The organism is Dellaglioa sp. CoH-55-MRSF-9 (assembly GCF_056782155.1).
Window position 1 is genome coordinate 1 of the sequence record NZ_JBXAYG010000054.1, and the last position, 294, is coordinate 294.

The following is a 294-nucleotide window of genomic DNA, read 5'->3' on the forward strand; positions in this document are numbered from 1 at the left end:
ACTTTGCGCCCGTTCGGCTGATCGAGAGCGCGAATTTGCTCGTTGTTCTCGATATGCTTCACGATATCGTCCAGCTGGCATACGGTGGGAAAAGTCATGATTTCTCCATGGTCGTGATTGACAGTGCGCCGCAGAAACCGCGAAACGCATTAAGTGTGCGAACGCTACTGTAATTGCCTTCGACATCCGTGTCAAGCACGTATCCGTAATCCAGACGATCGCCCTCGGTCACTGCCCATTTTTCGAACATGTCTTGAACCACTTCCTTATCGATAGGGTCCATCACACTCATGT

Annotated in this window: 1 protein-coding gene; it reads right to left on the reverse strand. The window is 50.7% G+C overall.

Annotated elements, in window-relative coordinates:
* Positions 1-94: 94 nt before the first annotated feature.
* Positions 95-294: hypothetical protein (locus AC1RPV_RS07760; RefSeq protein ID WP_481764194.1), on the reverse strand; the 200-nt coding region annotated here is incomplete at its 5' end.